General features: G+C 70.3%; 23 protein-coding genes. 10 read left to right on the top strand and 13 right to left on the bottom strand.

From position 1 onward, the window contains the following. The first annotated feature begins 50 nt into the window (after positions 1-50). Complete coding sequence (locus tag IJ15_RS0108835; protein WP_031937972.1) at positions 51-689, top strand: response regulator transcription factor; 639 nt, start codon at positions 51-53, stop codon at positions 687-689. Between the two features lie 19 nt (positions 690-708). Here IJ15_RS0108835 and IJ15_RS0108840 read toward each other — a convergent pair whose 3' ends face one another. Beyond that, positions 709-3,333, bottom strand: a complete 2,625-nt coding sequence (locus tag IJ15_RS0108840; RefSeq protein ID WP_031937973.1) for a cation-translocating P-type ATPase — start codon at positions 3,331-3,333, stop codon at positions 709-711. 20 nt (positions 3,334-3,353) lie between these two features. Next, positions 3,354-4,313: a 1-phosphofructokinase family hexose kinase gene (locus IJ15_RS0108845; RefSeq protein ID WP_031937974.1), complete on the bottom strand. Its 960-nt coding sequence runs from the start codon at positions 4,311-4,313 to the stop codon at positions 3,354-3,356. A 146-nt stretch (positions 4,314-4,459) separates the two neighbouring features. Here IJ15_RS0108845 and IJ15_RS0108850 point away from each other — a divergent pair, with 146 nt between their 5' ends. The 6 genes from IJ15_RS0108850 to IJ15_RS0108875 are packed head-to-tail and all read left to right on the top strand — an operon-like array spanning position 4,460 to position 9,400. Then, positions 4,460-5,602, top strand: coding sequence for a 4Fe-4S dicluster domain-containing protein (locus tag IJ15_RS0108850; protein ID WP_231569469.1), 1,143 nt, complete (start codon positions 4,460-4,462; stop codon positions 5,600-5,602). After that, the gene (locus IJ15_RS0108855) at positions 5,599-6,045 is read left to right on the top strand and encodes a Crp/Fnr family transcriptional regulator (protein WP_031937976.1); all 447 of its coding nucleotides are present in this window, start codon (positions 5,599-5,601) and stop codon (positions 6,043-6,045) included. Before IJ15_RS0108850 ends, IJ15_RS0108855 begins: the two co-directional genes overlap by 4 nt. Then, on the top strand, positions 6,042-6,875 hold the full coding sequence (locus IJ15_RS0108860) for an FAD/NAD(P)-binding protein (RefSeq protein WP_031937977.1): 834 nt from the start codon (positions 6,042-6,044) through the stop codon (positions 6,873-6,875). The genes IJ15_RS0108855 and IJ15_RS0108860 overlap by 4 nt, the downstream gene beginning before the upstream one ends. Beyond that, a complete protein-coding gene (locus IJ15_RS0108865; protein ID WP_031937978.1) occupies positions 6,875-7,645 on the top strand; it encodes an NADH-quinone oxidoreductase subunit B family protein in 771 nt (256 codons plus the stop codon). Before IJ15_RS0108860 ends, IJ15_RS0108865 begins: the two co-directional genes overlap by 1 nt. Further along, a complete protein-coding gene (locus IJ15_RS0108870) occupies positions 7,635-8,936 on the top strand; it encodes a Ni/Fe hydrogenase subunit alpha (protein ID WP_031937979.1) in 1,302 nt (433 codons plus the stop codon). Before IJ15_RS0108865 ends, IJ15_RS0108870 begins: the two co-directional genes overlap by 11 nt. Then, a complete protein-coding gene (locus IJ15_RS0108875) occupies positions 8,933-9,400 on the top strand; it encodes a hydrogenase maturation protease (protein ID WP_031937980.1) in 468 nt (155 codons plus the stop codon). The genes IJ15_RS0108870 and IJ15_RS0108875 overlap by 4 nt, the downstream gene beginning before the upstream one ends. Before the next feature lie 10 nt (positions 9,401-9,410). On the opposite strand, the gene hisI is transcribed toward IJ15_RS0108875, so the two are convergent. The 11 genes from hisI to hisD all read right to left on the bottom strand — a co-directional run bounded on the left by hisI (position 9,411) and on the right by hisD (position 17,436). Then, complete coding sequence (gene hisI, locus IJ15_RS0108880) at positions 9,411-9,758, bottom strand: phosphoribosyl-AMP cyclohydrolase (protein ID WP_031937981.1); 348 nt, start codon at positions 9,756-9,758, stop codon at positions 9,411-9,413. Further along, positions 9,755-10,528 carry an imidazole glycerol phosphate synthase subunit HisF gene (hisF, locus tag IJ15_RS0108885; protein WP_031937982.1) on the bottom strand — a complete coding sequence of 258 codons (774 nt, stop codon included), beginning with the start codon at positions 10,526-10,528 and terminating at the stop codon, positions 9,755-9,757. Before hisF ends, hisI begins: the two co-directional genes overlap by 4 nt. Next, positions 10,525-11,358, bottom strand: coding sequence for an inositol monophosphatase family protein (locus IJ15_RS0108890; RefSeq protein ID WP_031937983.1), 834 nt, complete (start codon positions 11,356-11,358; stop codon positions 10,525-10,527). The genes hisF and IJ15_RS0108890 overlap by 4 nt, the downstream gene beginning before the upstream one ends. A gap of 14 nt (positions 11,359-11,372) precedes the next feature. Next, entirely contained in the window at positions 11,373-12,107 is a 735-nt protein-coding gene (gene priA / locus IJ15_RS0108895; RefSeq protein ID WP_031937984.1) for a bifunctional 1-(5-phosphoribosyl)-5-((5-phosphoribosylamino)methylideneamino)imidazole-4-carboxamide isomerase/phosphoribosylanthranilate isomerase PriA, read from the bottom strand. A 61-nt stretch (positions 12,108-12,168) separates the two neighbouring features. Continuing rightward, complete coding sequence (locus IJ15_RS0108900; RefSeq protein WP_031937985.1) at positions 12,169-12,423, bottom strand: hypothetical protein; 255 nt, start codon at positions 12,421-12,423, stop codon at positions 12,169-12,171. Further along, on the bottom strand, positions 12,420-13,055 hold the full coding sequence (hisH, locus tag IJ15_RS0108905) for an imidazole glycerol phosphate synthase subunit HisH (RefSeq protein WP_031937986.1): 636 nt from the start codon (positions 13,053-13,055) through the stop codon (positions 12,420-12,422). Before hisH ends, IJ15_RS0108900 begins: the two co-directional genes overlap by 4 nt. Before the next feature lie 9 nt (positions 13,056-13,064). Continuing rightward, complete coding sequence (locus IJ15_RS0108910; RefSeq protein ID WP_031937987.1) at positions 13,065-14,216, bottom strand: MFS transporter; 1,152 nt, start codon at positions 14,214-14,216, stop codon at positions 13,065-13,067. Continuing rightward, positions 14,216-14,368 carry a hypothetical protein gene (locus IJ15_RS26420; RefSeq protein ID WP_031937988.1) on the bottom strand — a complete coding sequence of 51 codons (153 nt, stop codon included), beginning with the start codon at positions 14,366-14,368 and terminating at the stop codon, positions 14,216-14,218. The genes IJ15_RS0108910 and IJ15_RS26420 overlap by 1 nt, the downstream gene beginning before the upstream one ends. Positions 14,369-14,372: 4 nt before the next feature. Further along, entirely contained in the window at positions 14,373-14,987 is a 615-nt protein-coding gene (hisB, locus tag IJ15_RS0108920) for an imidazoleglycerol-phosphate dehydratase HisB (protein ID WP_031937989.1), read from the bottom strand. Beyond that, complete coding sequence (locus IJ15_RS0108925; protein WP_031937990.1) at positions 14,987-16,117, bottom strand: histidinol-phosphate transaminase; 1,131 nt, start codon at positions 16,115-16,117, stop codon at positions 14,987-14,989. Before IJ15_RS0108925 ends, hisB begins: the two co-directional genes overlap by 1 nt. Next, positions 16,114-17,436 (bottom strand): histidinol dehydrogenase, encoded by a 1,323-nt coding sequence (gene hisD, locus IJ15_RS0108930; protein ID WP_031937991.1) that lies wholly within the window; start codon positions 17,434-17,436, stop codon positions 16,114-16,116. The genes IJ15_RS0108925 and hisD overlap by 4 nt, the downstream gene beginning before the upstream one ends. A gap of 303 nt (positions 17,437-17,739) precedes the next feature. Here hisD and IJ15_RS0108935 point away from each other — a divergent pair, with 303 nt between their 5' ends. Genes IJ15_RS0108935 through IJ15_RS0108945 form a run of 3 tightly spaced genes read left to right on the top strand, consistent with a single transcriptional unit; the run spans position 17,740 to position 21,257 of the window. Then, complete coding sequence (locus IJ15_RS0108935) at positions 17,740-19,302, top strand: GMC oxidoreductase (protein ID WP_081880664.1); 1,563 nt, start codon at positions 17,740-17,742, stop codon at positions 19,300-19,302. Positions 19,303-19,312: 10 nt separating this feature from the next. Further along, a complete protein-coding gene (locus tag IJ15_RS0108940) occupies positions 19,313-20,590 on the top strand; it encodes a glycoside hydrolase family 1 protein (protein WP_031937993.1) in 1,278 nt (425 codons plus the stop codon). Between the two features lie 49 nt (positions 20,591-20,639). Beyond that, positions 20,640-21,257, top strand: a complete 618-nt coding sequence (locus IJ15_RS0108945) for a LysE family transporter (protein ID WP_031937994.1) — start codon at positions 20,640-20,642, stop codon at positions 21,255-21,257. The last annotated feature ends 3 nt before the right edge of the window (positions 21,258-21,260 follow it).

A 21,260-nucleotide genomic window follows, 5' to 3' on the forward strand; every position in this document is an offset into this window, starting at 1 on the left:
CCGCGGATCGTCGTACGATCGGACGGGTATGCACCTGGGAGGTGCCGAGAATGCTGACCGTGTTCATCGTGGACGATCACGAGGTCGTGCGCCGCGGACTCGCCGAACTGCTCGAGACGGACGACGGCATACAAGTGGTGGGGCAGGCAGAGAACCGCTCGCAGGCCCTCGCACGGATACCTGCACTGCGGCCGGATGTGGTGCTGCTCGACGTGCGTCTACCGGACGGCAACGGAATCGACGTCTGCCGTCAACTGCGCACCGGGCTTCCCGATCTGCGGTGCCTGATCGTCACCGCCTTCCACGACGAGCGCGCGATACAGGACGCCGCCGCTGCGGGCGCAAAGGGCTACGTGGTCAAGGACATTCGCGGAATGCAACTCATCGAGGCGGTCCGGGAAGTCGGAGCGGGCCGCACCCTGCCACTGCCTGCGGGAACCACGCCGCGACCTCGCCGTCGACGCACCCCGATCCCGGAGGACCTCACCGCACAGGAACAGCGGCTACTCACCCTGCTCGGGGAGGGTCTCACCAATCGACAGATCGCGGCGCGCATGTTCCTGGCCGAGAAGACGGTCAAGAACTACGTCTCCCGACTACTGGGCAAGCTGGGTGTGGAGCGCCGAACCCAGGCCGCCGTGCTGGCCGCGCGATCGGGTGTGGCCGACGTGCGCCTGTCGCGTCCGTGACGACGCCCGCTGTCCGAGTTCACGTCGGCGCGCGTGCGTGCCGGATCCGTTTACTCCCGTAGTCGGCCGCGATCAGCGCCGGCATACCGACGAGCGCAATCGCCCACCCCACGACCGACGGCGGCGATTGTCCGAGCACCGCGGCGACGGGGCCGACAGTCAGTAGCACGATCAGGATCGCGAACTCGGCGGCCACCGCCCACACCAGCATCCGGTTGGTCAGCCAGCCGATCTGCCACGGCGACCGGGTCGCGCTCCGGCAGGCGAAGGCATTCGCGATCTGGCCGAGCACGACCGCGGTGAATGCGCTCCCGGAGGCTGTGACGAGCACTCGACCGTCGGGCGCGCCGGCGCCCAAGTGCCAGCCCCCGAGCATGAGCACTGTCAGGAACGCCAGCATCTCGGTCAGCGACTCCACGGGGCCCAGCACCCCGAACACGCGGGTCAACAACGCGCGGTCCATGAGGTGGCGTCGCTCAGGACCGCGATCCATCACACCTGCGCTCGGTGGTTCCCCACCGAGCGCGAGAGCGGGCAGGAGGTCGGTGACGATGTCGAAGCACAGCACCTGCAGGACACCGATCGCGAGGGGAATGTGGCCACCCGACAATGCCCAGACGACGAACGGCGTGAGCTCGGCGACGTTGGCCGTCAGGTGATAGGTGAGAAAGCGCCTGATGTTGGCGTAGGTCGCACGCCCCTGCTCGACGGCGGCAACGATCGTGGAGAAGTCGTCGTCGAGCAGCACGAGGTCGGCGGCGGCGCGAGCGACGTCGGTGCCGCCCCGCCCCATCGCGACGCCGATGTCGGCCTCGCGCAGCGCGGGACCGTCGTTGACACCGTCGCCGGTCATCGCCACCACGTGACCCCGCGACTGGAGGGCGCGGGCAACGGCCAGCTTCTGTTCCGGCGACACCCTACTGACGACGGCGCCGTCGCGGTCGAGCAGTTCGCCCAGTGCGGCGTCGTCGGCCGGGAGGTCGCGCCCCACGAGGACCTCGGCGTCACCCGTGGGATCGACGAGACCGATTTCCCGCGCCACGGCCAGGGCCGTCGCGGGATGATCCCCGGTGAGCATGACGACCTTGATGTGGGCGCGTCGCGTCGCCTCGAGCGCTTCGGTCACCGTCGGCCGTGGCGGGTCCTCGATCGCGAACAGCCCGAGCAGCGTCAGATCCCGCTCGGCGTCGGCAACCGACATCGGCGTGTCGGTGTCCGAGATCGTCGAGGTACCGGGAAGGTTCCTCTCGGCTACCGCCAGCACTCGCAGTCCCTGACCTGCCATCTCGTCGACGGTCCGGTGCGCGGACTCGAGCGTGGCCCGATCGGGTCCCGTGCACAGCGGGAGAACGGAGTCCGGCGCACCCTTGAGCATGAGCGTCCGGCCGGACACCACCGATTCACGGCGACGCCGAGGGTCGAAGACGTAGCGGCGGTCCGTCCGTGTGCGCACCGGGCCGGTCCCACCGCTCACCCGGCGCGCGAAGGCATCGATCGCTGCCTCCATCGGGTCACCGACCACCGACCACGTCCCGTCGTGGAACGCGATCCCGCCCTGCGAGGCGGTGACCGCGGCCCGCCCCACCCGCTGTCCCGCGGCGCGTGCGGCGGCGGAACCGGCAACCTGCCCCGTCGGTTCGTATCCGTCGCCGGTGACGGTGACGGTTCCGACCGGGGTCCATGCCTGGACTACCGTCATCCGGTTCTGAGTGAGTGTGCCGGTCTTGTCGGTGCAGATCACCGTCGTCGACCCGAGTGTCTCCACGGCCTCGAGGTGCCGGACGAGGGCGTGCCGGTGGACCATTCGCTGGGCACCCATCGCCAACGACAGTGTCACGGTCGGCAGGAGTCCCTCCGGGACCAGGGCGACGGTCACACCGACCGCGAACAGGAAGCCGTTGTGGGCCGGAGAGCCGACCAGCAGCGACAGCCCGAAGAAGGCGCACCCGACGACGATCGCGAGCACGGCGATGATCCGCACGACGCGGTGAAGTTCGGCGGCGAGAGGGCTGCGGGGTCGGCGCACACCGGCGGTCAGCGACGCGATCCCGGCCAGCCGGGTGTCGTCGGCCGTCGCGATACAGACCGCGTCCCCACGTCCGGACACGACGTAGGTGCCCGCCGACACCCTGTCACCGCCCGCTGCGCGCACCGGTTCGCTCTCACCGGTGAGCGTCGATTCGTCGACCGCGAGATCGTCCGTGTCCAGCAGGCGGGCGTCGGCGGGTATCCGGTCGCCGCTCGCGAGCAGCATCACGTCACCGACGACTACGTCGGCCGCCTCCACGGTTCGGGGTTCACCGTCCCGACGAACTGTGACCGCGGACGGCAACAGGTCCCGGAGCCGATCGGATGCCTTCTCCGCCCGTTCCTCCTGCACGAACGCGAAGATGCCGTTCACCAGGATCACCACGACGATCGCGATCGCCAACTGCGGCATTCCGGCGACGAGCGCGAGCACCGCTGCCACCCACAGCATCAGCGCGAAGAAGTGGGTCAACTCGGCCAGGAGTTTGCGCCAGGCAGGCACCGGTCGCACGGTCGGCAGAACATTCGGTCCGTCGGTGCGCAGGCGTGCGGCCGCAGCGGCGGACGACAGTCCCGCCGCCGCCTCGACGGGCTCGGTTGCCGAGGTGCGTGCCACCGATCCGCTCCGCCTCGCTCCTACGACTCCACCCGGTCGCCGTCCACTACGGTGGCGGGCGGGGCGCGGTGGTAGAGCATCTCGATCTCCTCGCGCCGGCACGGACGGGTGCCGGGCATCCTGAGCATCGCGGCGCCCGCGGCGATGCCGAACCGCACCGCGTCGTGCAGGGCCAGGTTCCGGACCAGTCCGACGGTGATGCCGGCAAGCATCGCGTCCCCGGCGCCGACTCCGCTGCGGACCGCGATCGGGATGGCGGCGAACCGGGCGGCCGAGTCGGCAGTGACCGCCAGGGCACCGCCCGCACCCATCGACAGCACCACCACCTCGCATCGCCCGGAGTCCACGAGCGCGCGGGCCGCACCGATCCGGGCGGACTCGTCGACGAGGTCGTCCCCGCTCAGCTCCCGCAGTTCCCGGATGCTCGGCTTGAGGAGATACACACCGGATTCACTGCACTGCAACGATTTTCCCGAGGTGTCGAGCACACACCGCGCCCCGAGGTCGCGGGCAGTGCCGGCAACCCGATCGTAGAAGTCCGGTGAGATCCCCGGCGGCAGTGAACCACTCGCAACGATGTACCGGGCGTCGCGGGCCACTTCCTCGAGCATCACCAGGCACTGTTCCTGCTCGGCGCGGGTCACCCGGGGGCCGGGGAGCACGAACCGATACTGCTCACCGGAACAGTCCTCGTCGACGGTGAAACTCTCCCGGGTCGCGCCCTCGATCGGGATGCGACGGGTCCACACCCCCTCCCGGTCCAGCAGTCCCCCGAGCACTCTGCCGGTGTCCGACCCGACCGGGAACACCGCGACCACCGACTCGCCCAGGACTCGCGCGATCCGGGCGACGTTGATGCCTCCGCCGCCGGGGTCGTAGCGGGGTCCGCTGCAGCGGATCTTGTCGGTCGGCCCGACACGCTCGGCGGTCGTCGAGATGTCGAGGGCCGGGTTCATGGTGAGCGTGACGATCGCCGGCATCGTGGGGCGCCTCCCTCGGATCCGGGCCGTGGCGCGGCCGGGGCGCCCGCCCCCTCCGATCGTGGAGGGCAGGCAATTCCCGGTCCAGGGCCGAACGGCCCTTCACACGACTCGGCCTACCTGCGCCAATGGACGAAAGGAGTGCCATGGCCACGACGAACACAGCGGTGATCGATCGACGCGGCCTCGACGACCTGATTCTCGTGCTGCGTGCCGACGGGCGCCGGGTGGTGGGTCCGACGGTCCACGACAGCGCCGTCGTGCTGGCCGATCTCGAGTCGGGGGCCGACCTGCCCGACGGGTGGGGGGTGGTCACCGCGCCGGGCGAGTACCGACTGCATCCGCGGGACGACGGCGCGGTCTTCGCGCATTCGGCGGGACCAATGTCGTGGAAGACGTTCGTCCATCCACCGCACCGGGCGTTGTGGTCGGAGTCCGGAGGCACCTTCACCGTTGCCGAACCCGAGGAGCAGCGGTTCGCCTTCCTCGGGGTGCGCGGCTGCGACCTCGCCGCGATCGGCACGCTGGGCACCGTGCTGGGCGCGGACCCGGACGGCCACACCGCGCGGGTGCTCGCGGACCTCGTGGTGGTGGCAGTCAACTGCACCGAACCCGGCGGGGTGTGTTTCTGCGCCTCGATGGGCACCGGCCCCGACGCCGGCAGCGGCTACGACCTGGCACTGACCGAACGCATCGACGACCGCGGGCACCGCTTCGTCGTCGAGGTCGGCACCGACACCGGACGCGCACTGCTCGCGCGCATCCCGCACACCGCCGCCACCCCGGCCGACACCGACGACGCGCACGCCGCCGTCGACGCCGCGCGCGGACGGATGGGTCGGTCGATGCCCGATGTGGACCTGCGATCCCTACTGCGCGCCGCCCGCGACGAACCGGTGTGGGACGACGTCGCCGACCGCTGCCTGACCTGCGGGAACTGCACGATGGTGTGCCCCACCTGCTTCTGCACCAGTTCCGAGGACGTGAGCGAACTCGGCGCCGACGGCACGGAACGGCGGCAGCGCTGGGCCTCGTGCTTCGAACTGGACTTCTCGCACCTGCACGGCGGGAACGTGCGCACCAGCGGCGCGAGCCGCTACCGCCAGTGGATGACGCACAAGCTCGGCACATGGTTCGACCAGTTCGGCTCGTCGGGCTGCGTCGGGTGCGGGCGTTGCATCGACTGGTGCCCGGTCGGCATCGACATCACCGCCGAGGCCGCGCGGCTCACCGGAGCGCTACCCGACGTCCCCAACGGCAACGCCGCGCCCGGGGAGCCGCGGCCGTGACGGATCCGCTGTTGCTGCCGGGCCTGTCCGCTGCGGCGCGGGACCGGCTGGAGGATCTGGCGACCCCGACCCTGTGGGTGCCGGACGAGGTCGTCTTCCACGAGGGCGAACCCGCACGGCGGTGCTGGGTGCTGCGACGCGGGCGGGTGCTGCTCAGCACCGCCGTGCCGGGTCGCGGCGACGTGGTGATCGAGACGCTGTCCGGTGGTGACGTGCTGGGGTGGTCGTGGCTGCGACCCCCTCAGGTGTGGAGCTTCGGGGCGCGAGCCGCCGTGCCCACCGAGGCCCTGCAACTCGACGTCGCGGCGTTGCAGGAGGCCGCCGAGCGGGATCCCGCATTCGGGTACTCGGTCGCCCGCGCGATGTCGGGTCTGCTGCTCGATCGGCTGCAGGCGACCCGGGCCCGACTGCTCGACCTGTACGCGAATCCGGGTGCGTCGTGACCGCGGCGGTGTCGGTGCTGGTCCCGACGGCCCACCGCGTGCGCCGCCGCACGGTCGAGACGCACGACTCGGTCACCCTGGACCTGGAACCGGTCGCTGCCGCGCTGCCACGGTTCCGGCCCGGCCAGTTCATGATGCTCGCCTCCCCCGGTGTCGGGGAGGTTCCGATCTCGGTGTGCGGGGATCCGACACGGTCCGACGGCGTCCTCACCCACACGGTGCGCAGCGTCGGTTCGGCGAGCGCCGCGCTGCACGACGCCCCGCTGGGCGCCGTCGTCGGCGCGCGCGGGCCGTACGGGACGGCCTGGGACCTCGGCGGCGCGGTCGGCGGCGATCTGGTGATCGTCGCGGGCGGGTTCGGACTCGCGGCGGTCCGCGCACCGGTGCTCGCGGTCGTCGCACACCGGCGGCGGTACCGGAACGTCACGCTGGTGATCGGGGCACGCAGTCCCGACGAGATTCTCTACCGCCGCGACCTCGACGGCTGGCGGGCTTCCGGCATCGACGTGGTGGTGACCATCGACCGGCCTGCCCGCGACTGGACCGGTCCGGTCGGCTTCGTCACCGAGGTGCTCACCCGGTTGAGGGTGGACCCGGACCGCACCCACGCGCTGTTGTGCGGGCCCGAGCCGATGATGCGGTTCTCGGTGCGGATGCTGGTCGGCCACGGCGTCGACCGTCGCCACGTGCAGGTCTCCCTCGAACGGAACATGCAGTGCGGTGTCGGCGTGTGCGGGCACTGCCAACTCGGCGAGTTGTTGCTCTGCCGCGACGGCCCGGTCGTCGACTACGCGGTCGCCGATTCCCTGCTGCACACCCGGGAGCTGTGATGGACCCACCACCGACCCTGGCCGTGTGGAAGTTCGCGTCGTGCGACGGCTGCCAACTGTCGTTGCTCGACTGCGAGGACGAACTGCTCACGGTGACAACGGAACTGAAGATCGCACACTTCCTCGAGATGTCCAGTTCGACCGTGGCAGGCCCGTACGACCTCTCCCTCGTCGAGGGGTCGATCACCACCGCCGAGGATGTCGAACGCATCCACCGGATCCGGGACACCTCCTCGCACCTGGTCACGATCGGTGCGTGCGCGACCGCCGGTGGGGTGCAGGCGCTGCGCAACTTCGGTGACGTCGCCGAGTTCGCGGCCGCGGTGTACGCGAGCCCCGAGTACATCGACACGCTCGCGACGTCGACGCCGATCTCGGCGCACGTGCCGGTGGACTTCGAACTGCGCGGCTGCCCCATCGACCGCGGTCAGCTGATCGAGGTGATCGCCGCGTTCCTCGCCGGCCGCACCCCGAACGTCCCGGACACCAGCGTGTGCAGCGAGTGCAAGCGTCGGGGCCTGACGTGCGTGATGGTCGCCGACGGCACCCCGTGTCTGGGGCCGGTCACGCACGCCGGGTGCGGCGCGCTGTGCCCCGCCCATTCCCGCGGCTGCTACGGCTGTTTCGGGCCCACTGCTGATCCGAACATCGCGTCGTTGGCCGGGTGGTTGCGCCGCTGCGGCATGGACGACGACGGCATCGGGCGGGTGTTCTCGACCTTCAACGTCGCCGCCCCCGGGTTCGACGAGGGCCGGCGCCATGGCGGGTGACCAGGAGGAGCGGCGCCGGCTCACGGTGCGGGCGTTGGCCCGGGTCGAGGGAGAGGGCCGGCTCGACGTCACGGTTCGGTCCGGCGCGGTCGAGCACGCCCGGCTCGACATCTACGAGCCACCACGCTTCTTCGAGGCGTTCCTGCGCGGGCGCGACTTCCGGGAACCGCCCGACATCACGTCCCGCATCTGCGGCATCTGCCCGGTCGCGTACCAGGTCAGCGCGTGCAACGCGCTCGAGCAGGCGTGCGGGGTCACGGTCGATCCGCGGGTGCGGACCTTGCGGCGGCTGCTGTACTGCGGCGAATGGATCGCCAGCCACACCCTGCACATCTACTTCCTGCACGCGCCGGACTTTCTCGGCGTCCCCGATTCGATCGAACTCGCCCGCCGCGACCGCGGCGCCGTCGAACGCGGACTGGCACTGAAGAAGGCCGGCAACGCGATCCTCGAGACGATCGGCGGGCGGCCGATCCATCCGGTCAACATCCGGGTCGGCGGCTTCTACCGGGCCCCGACCCGCGCCGAACTGGCGCCGCTCGCGCGGACGCTGCGGGGCGCCCTCGACGACGCCGTCGGCACCGTCCACTGGGTCGCGGGCTTCGACTTCCCGGACGTGCGCCTCGACCCAATGCTGATGGCGCTGCACGACGACACCGGATACGCGATCGAGGACGGCGTCGTCCGCACCAGCGCCGGCGGACGATTCCCCGCCGCCGAGTTCCCCGACCACGTCACCGAACGGCAGGTCCCGGACTCGACGGCGCTGCACGCTCGGCTCGACGGCGCGCCGTACCTGACTGGGCCGCTGGCCCGGTACTCACTCAACGGCGGGCAGCTCACCGGCGCTGCGCGGGATGCCGCCAACGCGGCAGGGCTGGGCGACGAGTGCCGGAACCCGTACCGCAGCATCGTCGTTCGGGCAGTGGAAGTGGCGTATGCGCTCGAGGAGGCGCTGCGGATCATCGACTCGTACGAGCGTCCCGAGCCCGCGGCGCTGCCGGTGACCGCGCGCGCCGGCACCGGTCACGGGGTGAGCGAGGCACCGCGGGGGCTGCTGTACCACCGGTACGTGCTGGCCGACGACGGATCGATCCGGGCCGCCGACATCGTGCCGCCGACCGCCCAGAATCAGGACGTGATCGAGGCCGACCTCGTGGACCGCATCGCCGAGAATCTCGAACTCCCCGACGCGGTGCTGACCGCGCTGTGCGAACGGACGATCCGCAACCACGATCCCTGCATCTCGTGCGCCACACACTTCCTGGACCTGCGGGTGACCCGACGATGACCTCCACACCGCGGACCGCGGTGATCGGGCTCGGCAACGAGTACCGGCGCGACGACGGCTTCGGTCCTGCAGTGATCCGGGCCTTGGACGGGCGCCTGCCCTCGACGACCACTGTCCTGACGGTCGACGACACGGTCGACCTGCTCGCGGCGTGGGCCGGCATGCGGTCGGTGATCGTGGTCGATCTCGTCCTGCGCACCCGTCCGCGACCGGGACGACTGCACCGATGGGCCGTCGGCGACGCACCGGGCGTGCTGGGCAGCCACGGCACGGATCCTTCTGCCGCACTGGCGCTCGCACGTGTTCTCGGGACCGCCCCCGGTCGGGTCGTGGTCTACGCGGTCGAGGGCACCGACGTCGGGTTCGGGGTGGGACTGTCCCCGGCGGTTCGGCGGGCCGTCGCGGTGGCGACGCGGGCCATCGTCGCCGAGACGCGTCACCCGCCTCCGGTGGGAGACGAGTGACCCGAACCCGTCAGGCTTCGGCGGCGAGCAGGACGTCGGTGTCGAAACAGGTGTGCGTGCCGGTGTGGCACGCGGCGCCCTCCTGGTCGACGATGAGCAGCACGCTGTCACCGTCGCAGTCCAGTCGCACCTCGTGCACGTACTGGGTGTGTCCGGACGTCTCACCCTTGACCCAGTACTGCTGGCGCGAGCGCGAGTAGTAGGTGCCCTTGCGGGTCTCGAGGGTGCGGGCGAGTGCCTCGTCGTCCATCCACGCGACCATGAGGACGGCGCCGGTCGACTTCTCCTGCGCGACGGCGCTGAACAGGCCGGCGTCGTTGCGCTTGAGGCGGGCGGCGATCGTCGGATCGAGGCTCATCGGACGGTGATCCCTTCTGCACGCATGGACGCCTTGACGTCCCCGATCGTCATGTCCCCGAAGTGGAAGACACTCGCCGCGAGGACGGCGTCGGCGCCGGCCTCGACGGCTGGGGCGAAGTGCTCGACGGCGCCCGCACCGCCACTGGCGATGACCGGCACACGCACCGCCGCGCGGACCGCGCGGATCATCTTCAGATCGAAGCCGGCCTTGGTGCCGTCGGCATCCATCGAGTTGAGCAGGATCTCCCCCACACCCAGTTCGGCGCCGCGGATGGCCCACTCGACAGCGTCGATGCCGGTGCCGCGTTTGCCGCCGTGCGTGGTGACCTCCCAGCCCGACGGCGTCGGCTCCTGACCTTCCGGAACGGTGCGGGCGTCGACCGACAGCACGATGCACTGCGAACCGAACCGCTGCGACATCTCGCGCAGCACCTCGGGACGGGCGATCGCGGCGGTGTTGACGCTGACCTTGTCGGCGCCGGCCCGCAGCAGGCGGTCGACGTCCGGGGCGGTGCGTACGCCGCCGCCGACGGTGAGCGGGATGAAGACCTGCTCGGCGGTGCGGGTGACGACGTCGAGCATCGTGCCGCGGTCGCCGCTGGACGCGGTGACGTCGAGGAACGTCAACTCGTCAGCGCCCTGCGCGTTGTACGCCGCAGCGAGCTCGACGGGATCGCCGGCGTCCCGCAGGTTCTCGAAGTTGACGCCCTTGACGACGCGGCCCGCGTCGACGTCGAGGCACGGGATCACTCGAACAGCCAAAGTCATTGTGGTGGCCCTCCTTCAGGCCGGATCTCCGGGTCGCCCAGAGAGTGGAGAATGTCGAGCAGTTCGCGGTGCACGCCGGGTGCGCCGGCCAGGACGGAGCGGGAACCGACGTGCCAGTCGTCCCCGCGCAGATCCGTCACGACGCCCCCGGCCGCCCGGACGAGCGCGACGCCGGCCGCGTTGTCCCACACGTGGTGACCGAACACGACCGCGCCGCCGAGGATTCCGGCAGCGGTGTAGGCGAGGTCGGCGCCCGTCGATCCGTGGATCCGGATCCGGGACGAGATCCGGCTGAGCTGACCGAGCAGTTCGAAGCGGTACGGGCCGGGGATGCGGCCGCGGCTGTCGATGTTGAACGCACCGAAACCGATCATCGCGGCGGACAGCGAACTCGCCTCGAGCCGGGGCACTGCGACGCCGTTGCGGTACACCGGTCCGCCCTCCGCGGCGGCGAACCGTTCCCCGGTCAGCGGCAGCCACGTCAGCCCCAGCACCGGGACTCCGTCGCGCAGCAACGCGAGCAGCATGCCCGCGGTGGGCAGGCCGGCCGAATAGTTGAACGTGCCGTCGATCGGGTCGAGGATCCAGACGTAACCGTGGGCCAGTTCGGGCCCACCGAATTCCTCGCCGTGGACCTCGATGCCGGTGCGGCGTTCGAGTTCGGCCGACACCGTCTTCTCGAGTTCGAGGTCGACGGCGGTCGCAAAGTCCTTGGGGCCCTTGCGGACCGCGCTGGGGGCGCCGAGCCCCGCGACGAACCTGCCCCGGGCACCGTCGAGAACCTCACTCGCGATCGCGAGCAGTTCGAGCGGTGTCCGGGGCAGGCTCATTGCGAGTGTCGTTCCTAGCGCGAGACCGCGGCGAGTGCCTCGGGAAGCGTGAATCGTCCTGCGTAGAGGGCCTTTCCGACGATCGATCCCTCGACGCCCTCGCCCACGAGACCGGCGATGGCCTCGAGGTCGGCGATGGTCGAGACGCCACCGGAGGCGACGACCGGCGCATCGGTGGCGGCGCAGACCGCGCTCAGCAGTTCGAGGTTCGGGCCGGTGAGGGTGCCGTCCTTGCTGACGTCGGTGACGACGTAACGCGAGCAGCCGTCACGGTTGAGACGCTCGAGCACCTCCCACAGGTCGCCGCCGTCGGACACCCAGCCACGCCCGCGCAGGCGGTAGTCGCCATCGATCAGCTTGACGTCGAGGCCGACGGCGATGCGCTCGCCGTGCTTGGCGATGGCGCGGGCGCACCAGTCCGGGTTCTCGACGGCGGCGGTACCGAGGTTGACGCGGGCGCAGCCGGTCGCGAGAGCTGCCTCGAGGGACTCGTCGTCACGGATGCCACCGGACAGCTCGACCTTGACGTCGAGTTCACCGACGACGGAGGCCAGCAGCTCACGGTTGGATCCGCGGCCGAACGCGGCGTCGAGGTCGACCAGATGCACCCACTCGGCACCGTCGTTCTGCCACGCCAGGGCGGCGTCGCGGGGCGCACCGTAACTGGTCTCGCTCCCCGCCTCTCCCTGAACGAGGCGAACAGCTTCACCGTTGGCGACATCTACAGCAGGCAAAAGGACCAGGCTCACCGCGCCCACTCTAGTGCCTGGCGCCGCTGCAACCGAACGCACGGTCGAGACGGTCGCACCGTCACGAGCGCCGGTCGCGGTCGTCGGCCTCCGGTCCGACCGCCCGACGGACCATCCGTGTGGACACCACGCCCATCGCCGCGATCGCGGCAGCGACCCCGACCAGGGCGATGACGAGCCCCGCGACCGGCCCCGGACGCAGCACCACGATCACCGCAGTCACGACCACCAGCGCCGACGTCGCCGCACCCAGGGCCGCCAGCGCGAGCCGGGCGATCGACAGATCACCCGAACGACCGTCGGGGGCACGGGTCACAGAGCGCGGACCCAGTTCTCCAGTAGCTGGGCGCCTGCGTCCCCGGACTTCTCGGGGTGGAACTGCGTCGCCGAGAGGGCCCCGTTCTCGACGGCGGCGAGGAAGCGGTCCCCGTGCTCGGCCCAGGTCAGCTTGGGCGGCGCGATGATGTCCGACGGCGGAAGCTCCCACTTCCGGACACCGTAGGAGTGCACGAAGTAGAAGCGGGTCTCCGCGTCCATGCCGTCGAACAGCACGCTGTCCTCGGGCGCCTCGACGGTGTTCCAGCCCATGTGCGGCAGGACATCGGCCTCGAGGCGTTCGACGGTGCCGGGCCACTCGCCGCAGCCGTCGGCCTCGACGCCGTGCTCGACACCGCGTTCGAAGAGGATCTGCATGCCGACGCAGATGCCCAGCACCGGGCGTCCGCCGGCGAGACGCTGACCGATGATGCGCTCACCCCGGACCGCGAGCAGCCCCTCCATGCACGCAGCGAACGCGCCGACCCCCGGCACGACCAGCCCGTCTGCGGCGAGTGCGACCTTGGGATCCGACGTCACCTCGATCTCCGCGCCGGTCCGCGCGAGGGCGCGCTGCGCCGAGTGGAGATTTCCGGAGCCGTAATCGAGGAGGGCAACCTTGCGTGCGGTCATGAGGAAACTCTATCGGGGCCGCGACCCCGCCCCGCGCACCGCCAGGGCTGCGGGCGCAACGACCAGGGCGCCGATCGACGCGAGCGCGAACACCATCGGGTAACCGGCCGCGCCCGCCACGACACCCAGGGCGAGAGCCCCGATGCCGGTGCCGCCGTCGTACGCGATGTTCCAGGCGGCGCTGGCCGCCCCGACCCGATCGGGCCCGGCCGAGGCCAGCAGCGTGAGCAGGGCCTCGTTCTGGACGGCGCCGAACCCGGCGCCGAATGCCATTGCACCTACGACGAGCGCCGCGTCACCGCCGACGCCCCCCACCGACAACGCCACCAGGCCCATGCCCACCGCGGCGAGAACCAGCGCGGGAACGAGGGTGCGCCCCGCGCCGATGCGGTCCGCGATCACGCCTGCGCCGTATCGTCCGACGAGCATCGCACCGGCGGAGGCCGACAACGCCAATCCCGCTATCGCAGCGCGGGATTCCGTGGCGATCGGCAGCAGCGAGGACATGCCGCCGTAGGCCGCGGACACCACGAGCATCGACACGCACGGGATCAACAGGACCGCCACGGGCAGCCCCTTGCGCCCCGCGGGAAGGCCGGGCTTGGGCACGGACGGCAGCCGCGAGATGGATGCCAGCGACAGCGTCGGAATCAGCGCACCGAGAACGAATACCGCAGTGGTGGAACCAGATTCGTACAGGGCCAGGCCCAAAGGGAGCACAATCATCTGGGCGGCCGCGATCGCGACCCCGTTCGCACCGGTGACCCGGCCGAGCAGGTTGCGCGGCGCCAGTTCCGCCAGCAATCCGATACCGGCGACGGTGACCAGGCCGAAGCCGATCCCACGGACCGCGGAGATCGCCAACGCGGGACCGATCGCCGTGCTCCACAGGAAGGCCAGCGACGGCGGACCGAGCAACACACAGCCGACAGCGAGGACGGCCCGATAACCGAACCGGCGGAGCAATCCGGGCACCAGCAACTGCGTCGCGACGGTGGTGGCCATGAATATCGCGGTGGACGCGCCGGCGGCCGCGTCGCTGCCACCACCGTCCTTGACCGCGAGCGGGACCACGGGCAACAGCAGAGACCAGCCACCGAAGGTGGTGGCACCCATGAGCAGAGCGACCAGGATCCCGCGGGTACGCAGGAGTTCACGCATCAGATCAGTCGCAGGATTCCCGACGCTGCCGCCAGACCCGCGAGTGCAACCAGGACCAGGGATGCGAGCTTGTTCACCTTCCACATCGCGTAGGCGCCGCCGATGGCGAAGCCCGCGGCGAGGAACAGGATGTACATGAAGACCGTATCCATGGCTCTACAGCGCACCCTTGGTCGACGGGACACCGGAGACCCGCGGGTCCGGTTCGACGGCCTCGCGCAATGCCCGCGCGACGGCCTTGAACTCAGCTTCGGTGATGTGGTGCTGGTCGCGGCCGTACAGCACGCGCACGTGCAGCGCGATCCGCGCGTTGAGAGCGATCGACTCGAACACGTGCCGATTGATCACCGTCGAGTACGGCACGCCCGGGTAGCCACCGATCACACTGTGCAGCATGTGTTCCGGCTCACCGGTGTGCACACAGTACGGGCGCCCGGAGACGTCGACCGAGGCGTGGGCGAGGGTCTCGTCCATCGGGATGAAGGCGTCGCCGAAGCGGCGGATGCCCCGCTTGTCGCCGAGCGCCTGACCGAGCGCCTGACCGAGCACGATGGCGGTGTCCTCGACGGTGTGGTGGGCGTCGATCTCGACGTCACCCTTCGCCTGGACGGTCAGGTCGAAACTGGCGTGCGCGCCGAGGGCAGTGAGCATGTGGTCGAAGAACGGAATGCCCGTGGATACATTCACGATTCCGGTGCCGTCGAGGTTGAGTTCGACGACGATGCTCGACTCCCTGGTCGTGCGTTCGACGCGCGCGATCCGATCACTCATCACAGGCCCTTCAATTCGGTGGCGGCAAGTTTTCTGCTGACGCGCAGCAGTTCGTCGTTCTCGGCGACCAGTCCGACGGTCGCACGCAGGTGGCCGGGGATGCCCACGTCGCGGATCAGCACGCCCTCGTCGAGGTAGTGCTGCCACGTCCGGGCGGCGTCCTCGAACAGTCCGAACAGGATGAAGTTCGCGTCGCTCGGGACGACTCGGTAGCCCATCGCCGCCAGCTCCGCGCTGACCCGGTCCCGCTCGGACGCGAGTTCGGCGACACTGCCGAGGGTCTCGTCGGCGTGCCGCAGCGCGGCGCGGGCGGCGGCCTGGGTAACCACCGACAGGTGATACGGCAAGCGCACCAACAGCATCGCGTCGACGAACGCGGGGGCCGCGACGAGGTAGCCGAGGCGGCCACCGGCGAACGCGAACGCCTTGCTCATCGTGCGGCTCACCACCAGCTTGGTGGGGAACTCGTCGATCAGGCCCACTGCACTGGGCACGGACGAGAACTCGGCGTACGCCTCGTCCACGATCACGATTCCCGGCGCCGCCGCGAGGATCTGCTTCAGATCCTCGAGCGGGATGCTGTGCCCGGTGGGGTTGTTGGGGCTGGTGACGAAGACGATGTCGGGGCGACGCTCCTCGATCACGCGCACCGCGGCCGCGGTGTCGAGCGAGAAGTCGTCGTGGCGCGGTTCCGCGATCCACTCGGTCTGCGTGCCGGCCACGAGCAGCGGGTGCATCGAGTACGACGGCACGAAGCCGATCGCACTCCGGCCGGGCCCACCGAACGCCTGCAGCAACTGCTGCAGCACCTCGTTGGAGCCGTTGGCCGCCCACACGTTGGAGACGTCGAGCGGTACACCGGTCTGCCGGGTCATGTACTCGGCCAGGTCGGTACGCAACGCGACCGCGTCCCGGTCCGGGTAGCGGTGCAGATCCGCGGCCGCCGCGCGGACGGCCTCGGCGACGTCGTCGACGAGCGCCTTCGACGGCGGGTGCGGGTTCTCGTTGGTGTTGAGCTGCACCGGCACCGTCAACTGCGGTGCGCCGTACGGGGACTGACCGCGCAGGTTCTCCCGGATGGAGAGGTCGTCGATGCCGACGGCCGATCCGGGGATGTTCCCGGCGCTCACCGCAGGCTCTCGAAACGCAGCCGCACGGCCTCGCCGTGCGCCGGGAGATCCTCGGCGTTGGCGAGCGTGATGACGTGCCCGGCGACGTCCTTCAGTGCCGCCTCCGAGTAGTCGACGACGTGGATGCCCCGCAGGAACGTCTGCACGCTCAGGCCGGACGAGTGCCGCGCGCAGCCCGCGGTGGGAAGCACGTGGTTGGACCCGGCGCAGTAGTCGCCGAGGCTGACCGGCGCCCACGGTCCCACGAAGATCGCTCCGGCGGACCGCACCTGCGCGGCGACGGCGGAGGCGTCCTCGGTCTGGATCTCGAGGTGCTCGGCGGCGTACGCGTTGACGACCTTCAACCCGGCGGCGATGTCGTCGACGAGAACGGTGCCGGACTGGCTGCCGCGCAGCGCGGTCTCGACACGCTCCCGGTGCTTGGTGAGCTCGAGCTGGGCGGCGAGCGCCCGGTCGACCGCGTCGGCCAGTTCGGTCGACGTGGTGACCAGCACGCTCGCGGCCATGACGTCGTGCTCGGCCTGGCTGATCATGTCGGCCGCGACATGAATCGGGTCGGCGGTGTGATCGGCAAGGATCGCGATCTCCGTCGGGCCGGCCTCGGCGTCGATGCCGACCAGTCCGCGGCACAGCCGCTTGGCTGCGGTGACGTAGATGTTGCCCGGTCCGGTGATGAGGTCGACGGGGGCGAGCTCGTCAGCGTTCGTATCGGTGCCGCCGTAGGTGAGCAGCGCGACGGCCTGTGCACCGCCGACGGCCCACACCTCGTCGACGCCGAGCATCGCGGCTGCGGCGAGGATGGTCGGGTGCGGCAGGCCACCGAACGCGGCCTGCGGCGGCGACGCGACGACGAGCGACTCGACGCCCGCGGCCTGTGCCGGGACGACGTTCATCACGACCGACGACGGGTACACGGCGTTGCCACCGGGCACGTACAGGCCGACGCGCTCGACCGGCACCCAGCGCTCGGTGACGGTGCCGCCGGGGACGACCTCGGTGACCGTGTCGGTGCGGCGCTGATCGGCGTGGACCTTGCGGGTCCGCTCGATCGCGACCTCGAGGGCGGCGCGCACATCGGCATCCAACTCGGCGAGCGCACGGTCCAACTCGGCCTGCGGGACGCGGACCGTCGCGGGACGAACACCGTCGAACTTCTCGCCGTACTCGAGCGCCGCCTCGGCGCCGCGGTTGCGGATGTCCTCGACGACGGGGCGGACCTGATGCAGCACCGCGTCCACGTCCACTCCGCCGCGGGGCAGGGCGCCTCGAAGCTCAGCGGTGGAAGGGGTACGACCGCGAAGGTCGGTGCGGGCAAGCATGAGAGGTCCTCTCTGGAGAACAAGGGTTCACACCGATTATCCGCGATGGGTGCAAGTTACTTACGATCCGGCCCCACACGTGCGCCGAACAGGCCTCCACCTGCGGTGAGCAACACCTCTGAGCTGCAATTCACCCGAAAGACACCACACTGGACACGTGTCCACCCTAGAGTCCCCATCTGCGTGAGCTCGTCGATCCCAGCATCCGACACCGCAGCACAGGGAGTTGCCGTGACCCCCGATCCGAGTCCCATCGTTCCGCGAGTGACCAGGCGCACGTTCCTGGGCGGCACCGCCGCGGTCATGACGGCCGGCGCCGCCGGCACGATGACTGCCGGCGCCGCCCTGGCAGCTCCGGCAGCCGCCACCGCTTTCCGTCGAGCCGAGGTCACCGAACAGCGTCGCCGTGCCGTCGTGATCGGCAGCGGTTTCGGCGGTGCGATCGCGGCGATGCATCTGGGCCGCGCCGGTGTGGACACCCTCGTCCTCGAGCGCGGCATCCGGTGGCCGACCGGACCGAACGCCGAGACGTTTCCCCGGATGCTCTCCCCCGACCAACGCTCGGCGTGGCTGCAGCCGCACCCGGTGATGACGGGCGCTCCCCCGGCCGTGTTCCCACCGTTCACCGGCTTGATGGAACGCATCCCCGGCAACGGCATGGACATCCTGTGCGGTGCCGGCGTCGGCGGCGGCTCGCTGGTCTACCACGGGATGACGATGCAACCCGACGGCGAGAATTTCGCGAGGTGCGTCTCGTCGCGCATCGACTACGAGCGGATGGATTCGGTCTACTACCCGAGGGTGGCGCGCATGCTGCGGATCGCGACCATCCCGGACGACCTGTTGAACAGTCCGCAGTACCGCTCGTCGCGCCGGTTCGTGGAGATGGCCGACGCCCAGGGCCTGCACACGTTCCGGGTGCCGATGCCCATCGACTGGGAGTTCGCGCGGAGGGAACTGCGCGGGGAGATGCGCCCGTCGTACACGAACGGCGATGTGATCTACGGCGTCAACAACGGCGGAAAGTTCTCCGTCGACGTCACCTATCTCGCGGAGGCCGAGGCCACCGGGCGGGTGGAGGTGGCGCCACTGCACCGGGTCGCCGACATCGAACGCGGCGGGGACGGCTCCTGGGTCGTGCACTGCGACCGGATCGGCCGGGACGGCGCGGTGCTCGAGCGCAAGCGGATCGTCTCGGACGCACTGTTCCTCGGCGCCGGCTCTCCCGGCACCACCCGCCTGCTGGTCAAGGCACGCGCGAAGAACCTGATCCCGGACCTGCCGGACGCCGTCGGCACGGGCTGGGGCAACAACGGCGACCGCATCTTCATGGTCACCCGGGCCACCGACAGCCCCGGCGCGTGGCAGGGCGGGCCGGCGTGCGTCGGGGTCAAGGACTGGGACAACCCGGCCGGTGCCCTGACGATCGTCCTCGGCCCGGTGCCGTTTCCACTGGATCTGCACACGACGTCGGTGATCGGCTACGGCGTCGTCGACGGTCGCGGGATCTGGCACTACGACCCCGGGCGCGACGATGCGGTCCTGACCTGGGATCAAGCGTTCGACAGGGACCTGACGAACGCGATCCGGGCGCGGATCGAACAGATCGTCGGCGCCGGCTTCGGGGTGTCGGCGATCGATGTGAACGCCTTCGACACCAACACCTTCCACCCGTTGGGCGGCGTGCCGTTCGGCTCGGTATGTGACGACGTCGGCCGCGTGCACGGGCAGCGGGGGCTCTACGTCCTCGACGGCTCACGCATTCCGGGCTCGACCGGCGCCTGCAACCCGTCCATGACGATCGCTGCGCTCGCCGAGCACAGCATGGACACCCTCGTCGCCCACGATCTCGGCACCGTCTTCTGAAGGAGCAACTGTGAGAACCGTTCTCGGCGCCGCGATCGTCGCGCTCACCGCAACCCTGCTGGCCGCCCCGGCGGTACAGGCCGATCCCCTCGGCGACGACTTCCTGTGGGGTGTCGCCACCTCGGGATTCCAGTCGGAGGGGTCCTCCCCGGACAGCAACTGGGCGCGGTACTCGGCGTCCGGGAAGACGCACGACGAGATCGGCGACGCGGTCGACTTCCGGCACCGGTACACCGAGGACATCGACAACGCCGCCGCGCTCGGGGTGGACGTGTTCCGCTTCGGGGTCGAGTGGGCCCGGGTGCAGCCGAGCCCCGGCACCTGGGACGAGGCCGAATTCGCATACTACGACGACGTGATCCGGCGCATCCGCGGCCACGGCATGACACCGATGATCACGCTCGACCACTGGGTCTATCCGGGCTGGATCGCCGACCGTGGCGGCTGGGCCGATCCCCGCACCGTCGACGACTGGCTGGCCAACGCCGAGAAGGTCGTCGAGCGCTACAAGGACGCCGGGGCGATCTGGATCACGTTCAACGAGCCGACGACCTACGCGCAGCGCGAACTGACGTTCGGCGGAATCTCCCTTCTCGACGTCCACAAGATGTTCGACGGCATGACCCGAGCGCACCGCACGATCTACGACCGCATCCATCAACTCGACCCGGCCGCCCGCGTCGGTAGCAATCTCGCGTTCATCCCTGCCGTGTTCGGGATGCTCGACACCCTGTTCGTCGACCGGGTCACCGACAAACTCGACTTCCTCGGCATCGACTACTACTACGGCGTCTCCCTCGACAACGTCTCGGCGATCGCGGCCGCCACCGACCGGTTCTACGACGTGGTGCCACAGCCCGACGGGATCTACCACGCGCTCATGGCGTATCACCGCAAGCTGCCGACGGTGCCGCTGTACGTCGTCGAGAACGGGATGCCGACCGACAACGGGCAGCCACGCCCGGACGGCTACACCCGGTCGGACCATCTGCGAGACCACATCTACTGGATCGAGCGGGCTCGCGAGGACGGCGCCGACGTGATCGGCTACAACTACTGGTCGATCACGGACAACTACGAGTGGGGTTCGTACCGTCCGCGTTTCGGCCTGTACACGGTCGACGCGCTCACCGACCCGACGTTGACCCGTCGCCCCACCGATGCCGTCGACACCTACCGCGACATCGTCGCCCGCGGCGGCACCCCCGCCGGCTACACCCCGGTGATGCCGACCGCGTTCTGTTCGCTGGTCGATCCGCCGCGCAGCTGCGTGAGCGGCGGATCGTAGCGCCACCCTCCGCCGAGCGACGCCGTCGACGGGCCTAAGCTTCTCCCTCGTGTCGTGGCAGATGTGGTTGGCATTTTTCGGCGCCAGCTGGGTGATCAGCCTGTCACCGGGAGCCGGCGCGATCGCGTCGATGTCGACGGGGCTACGGCACGGTTTCGTCCGCGGCTACTGGAACATCCTGGGGCTGCAACTGGCACTGCTGCTGCAGATCGTCATCGTCGCCGCGGGCCTGGGCGCCCTCCTCGCCGGATCGCCGACCGCGTTCACGGTCGTCAAATGGCTCGGGGTGGCGTACCTCGCCTATCTCGGTGTGCGGCAGTGGCGGGCGGCGCCGACCCCCGTCGAGGCCGACTCCGACACCAGCCGCGCCACCGCCGCGTCCCTCGTGCTGAGGGCCTTCCTGATCAATATCAGCAACCCGAAGGCCGTCGTCTTCATTCTCGCGGTGCTACCCCAGTTCCTGAATCCGTCCGCCCCGCTGCTGCCGCAGTACGCTCTCATCGCGGCGACGATGGTGGCCGTGGACGTCGTCGTGATGACCGGCTACACGGGCCTCGCCGCCCACGCACTGCGACTGCTGCGCTCGCCGCGGCAGCAGCAGGTCACCGGCCGGGTCTTCGCCGGACTGTTCTTCACCGCCGCCGCGATACTCGCGACCGCGGTGTGACGC

Origin of the sequence: Prescottella defluvii (assembly GCF_000738775.1) — a bacterium.
Lineage (GTDB): Bacteria > Actinomycetota > Actinomycetes > Mycobacteriales > Mycobacteriaceae > Prescottella > Prescottella defluvii.

Excerpts from the sequence above, each read along its gene's own strand:
- IJ15_RS0108835 (WP_031937972.1), top strand. The coding sequence starts at position 51 with ATGCTGACCGTGTTCATCGTGGACGATCACGAGGTCGTGCGCCGCGGA.
- IJ15_RS0108845 (WP_031937974.1), bottom strand. The coding sequence starts at position 4,313 with ATGCCGGCGATCGTCACGCTCACCATGAACCCGGCCCTCGACATCTCG.
- IJ15_RS0108850 (WP_231569469.1), top strand. The coding sequence starts at position 4,460 with ATGGCCACGACGAACACAGCGGTGATCGATCGACGCGGCCTCGACGAC.
- IJ15_RS0108865 (WP_031937978.1), top strand. The coding sequence starts at position 6,875 with ATGGACCCACCACCGACCCTGGCCGTGTGGAAGTTCGCGTCGTGCGAC.
- IJ15_RS0108870 (WP_031937979.1), top strand. The coding sequence starts at position 7,635 with ATGGCGGGTGACCAGGAGGAGCGGCGCCGGCTCACGGTGCGGGCGTTG.
- IJ15_RS0108875 (WP_031937980.1), top strand. The coding sequence starts at position 8,933 with ATGACCTCCACACCGCGGACCGCGGTGATCGGGCTCGGCAACGAGTAC.
- hisI (WP_031937981.1), bottom strand. The coding sequence starts at position 9,758 with ATGAGCCTCGATCCGACGATCGCCGCCCGCCTCAAGCGCAACGACGCC.
- hisF (WP_031937982.1), bottom strand. The coding sequence starts at position 10,528 with ATGACTTTGGCTGTTCGAGTGATCCCGTGCCTCGACGTCGACGCGGGC.
- IJ15_RS0108890 (WP_031937983.1), bottom strand. The coding sequence starts at position 11,358 with ATGAGCCTGCCCCGGACACCGCTCGAACTGCTCGCGATCGCGAGTGAG.
- hisH (WP_031937986.1), bottom strand. The coding sequence starts at position 13,055 with ATGACCGCACGCAAGGTTGCCCTCCTCGATTACGGCTCCGGAAATCTC.
- IJ15_RS0108910 (WP_031937987.1), bottom strand. The coding sequence starts at position 14,216 with ATGCGTGAACTCCTGCGTACCCGCGGGATCCTGGTCGCTCTGCTCATG.
- IJ15_RS26420 (WP_031937988.1), bottom strand. The coding sequence starts at position 14,368 with ATGGATACGGTCTTCATGTACATCCTGTTCCTCGCCGCGGGCTTCGCC.
- hisB (WP_031937989.1), bottom strand. The coding sequence starts at position 14,987 with ATGAGTGATCGGATCGCGCGCGTCGAACGCACGACCAGGGAGTCGAGC.
- hisD (WP_031937991.1), bottom strand. The coding sequence starts at position 17,436 with ATGCTTGCCCGCACCGACCTTCGCGGTCGTACCCCTTCCACCGCTGAG.
- IJ15_RS0108935 (WP_081880664.1), top strand. The coding sequence starts at position 17,740 with ATGACGGCCGGCGCCGCCGGCACGATGACTGCCGGCGCCGCCCTGGCA.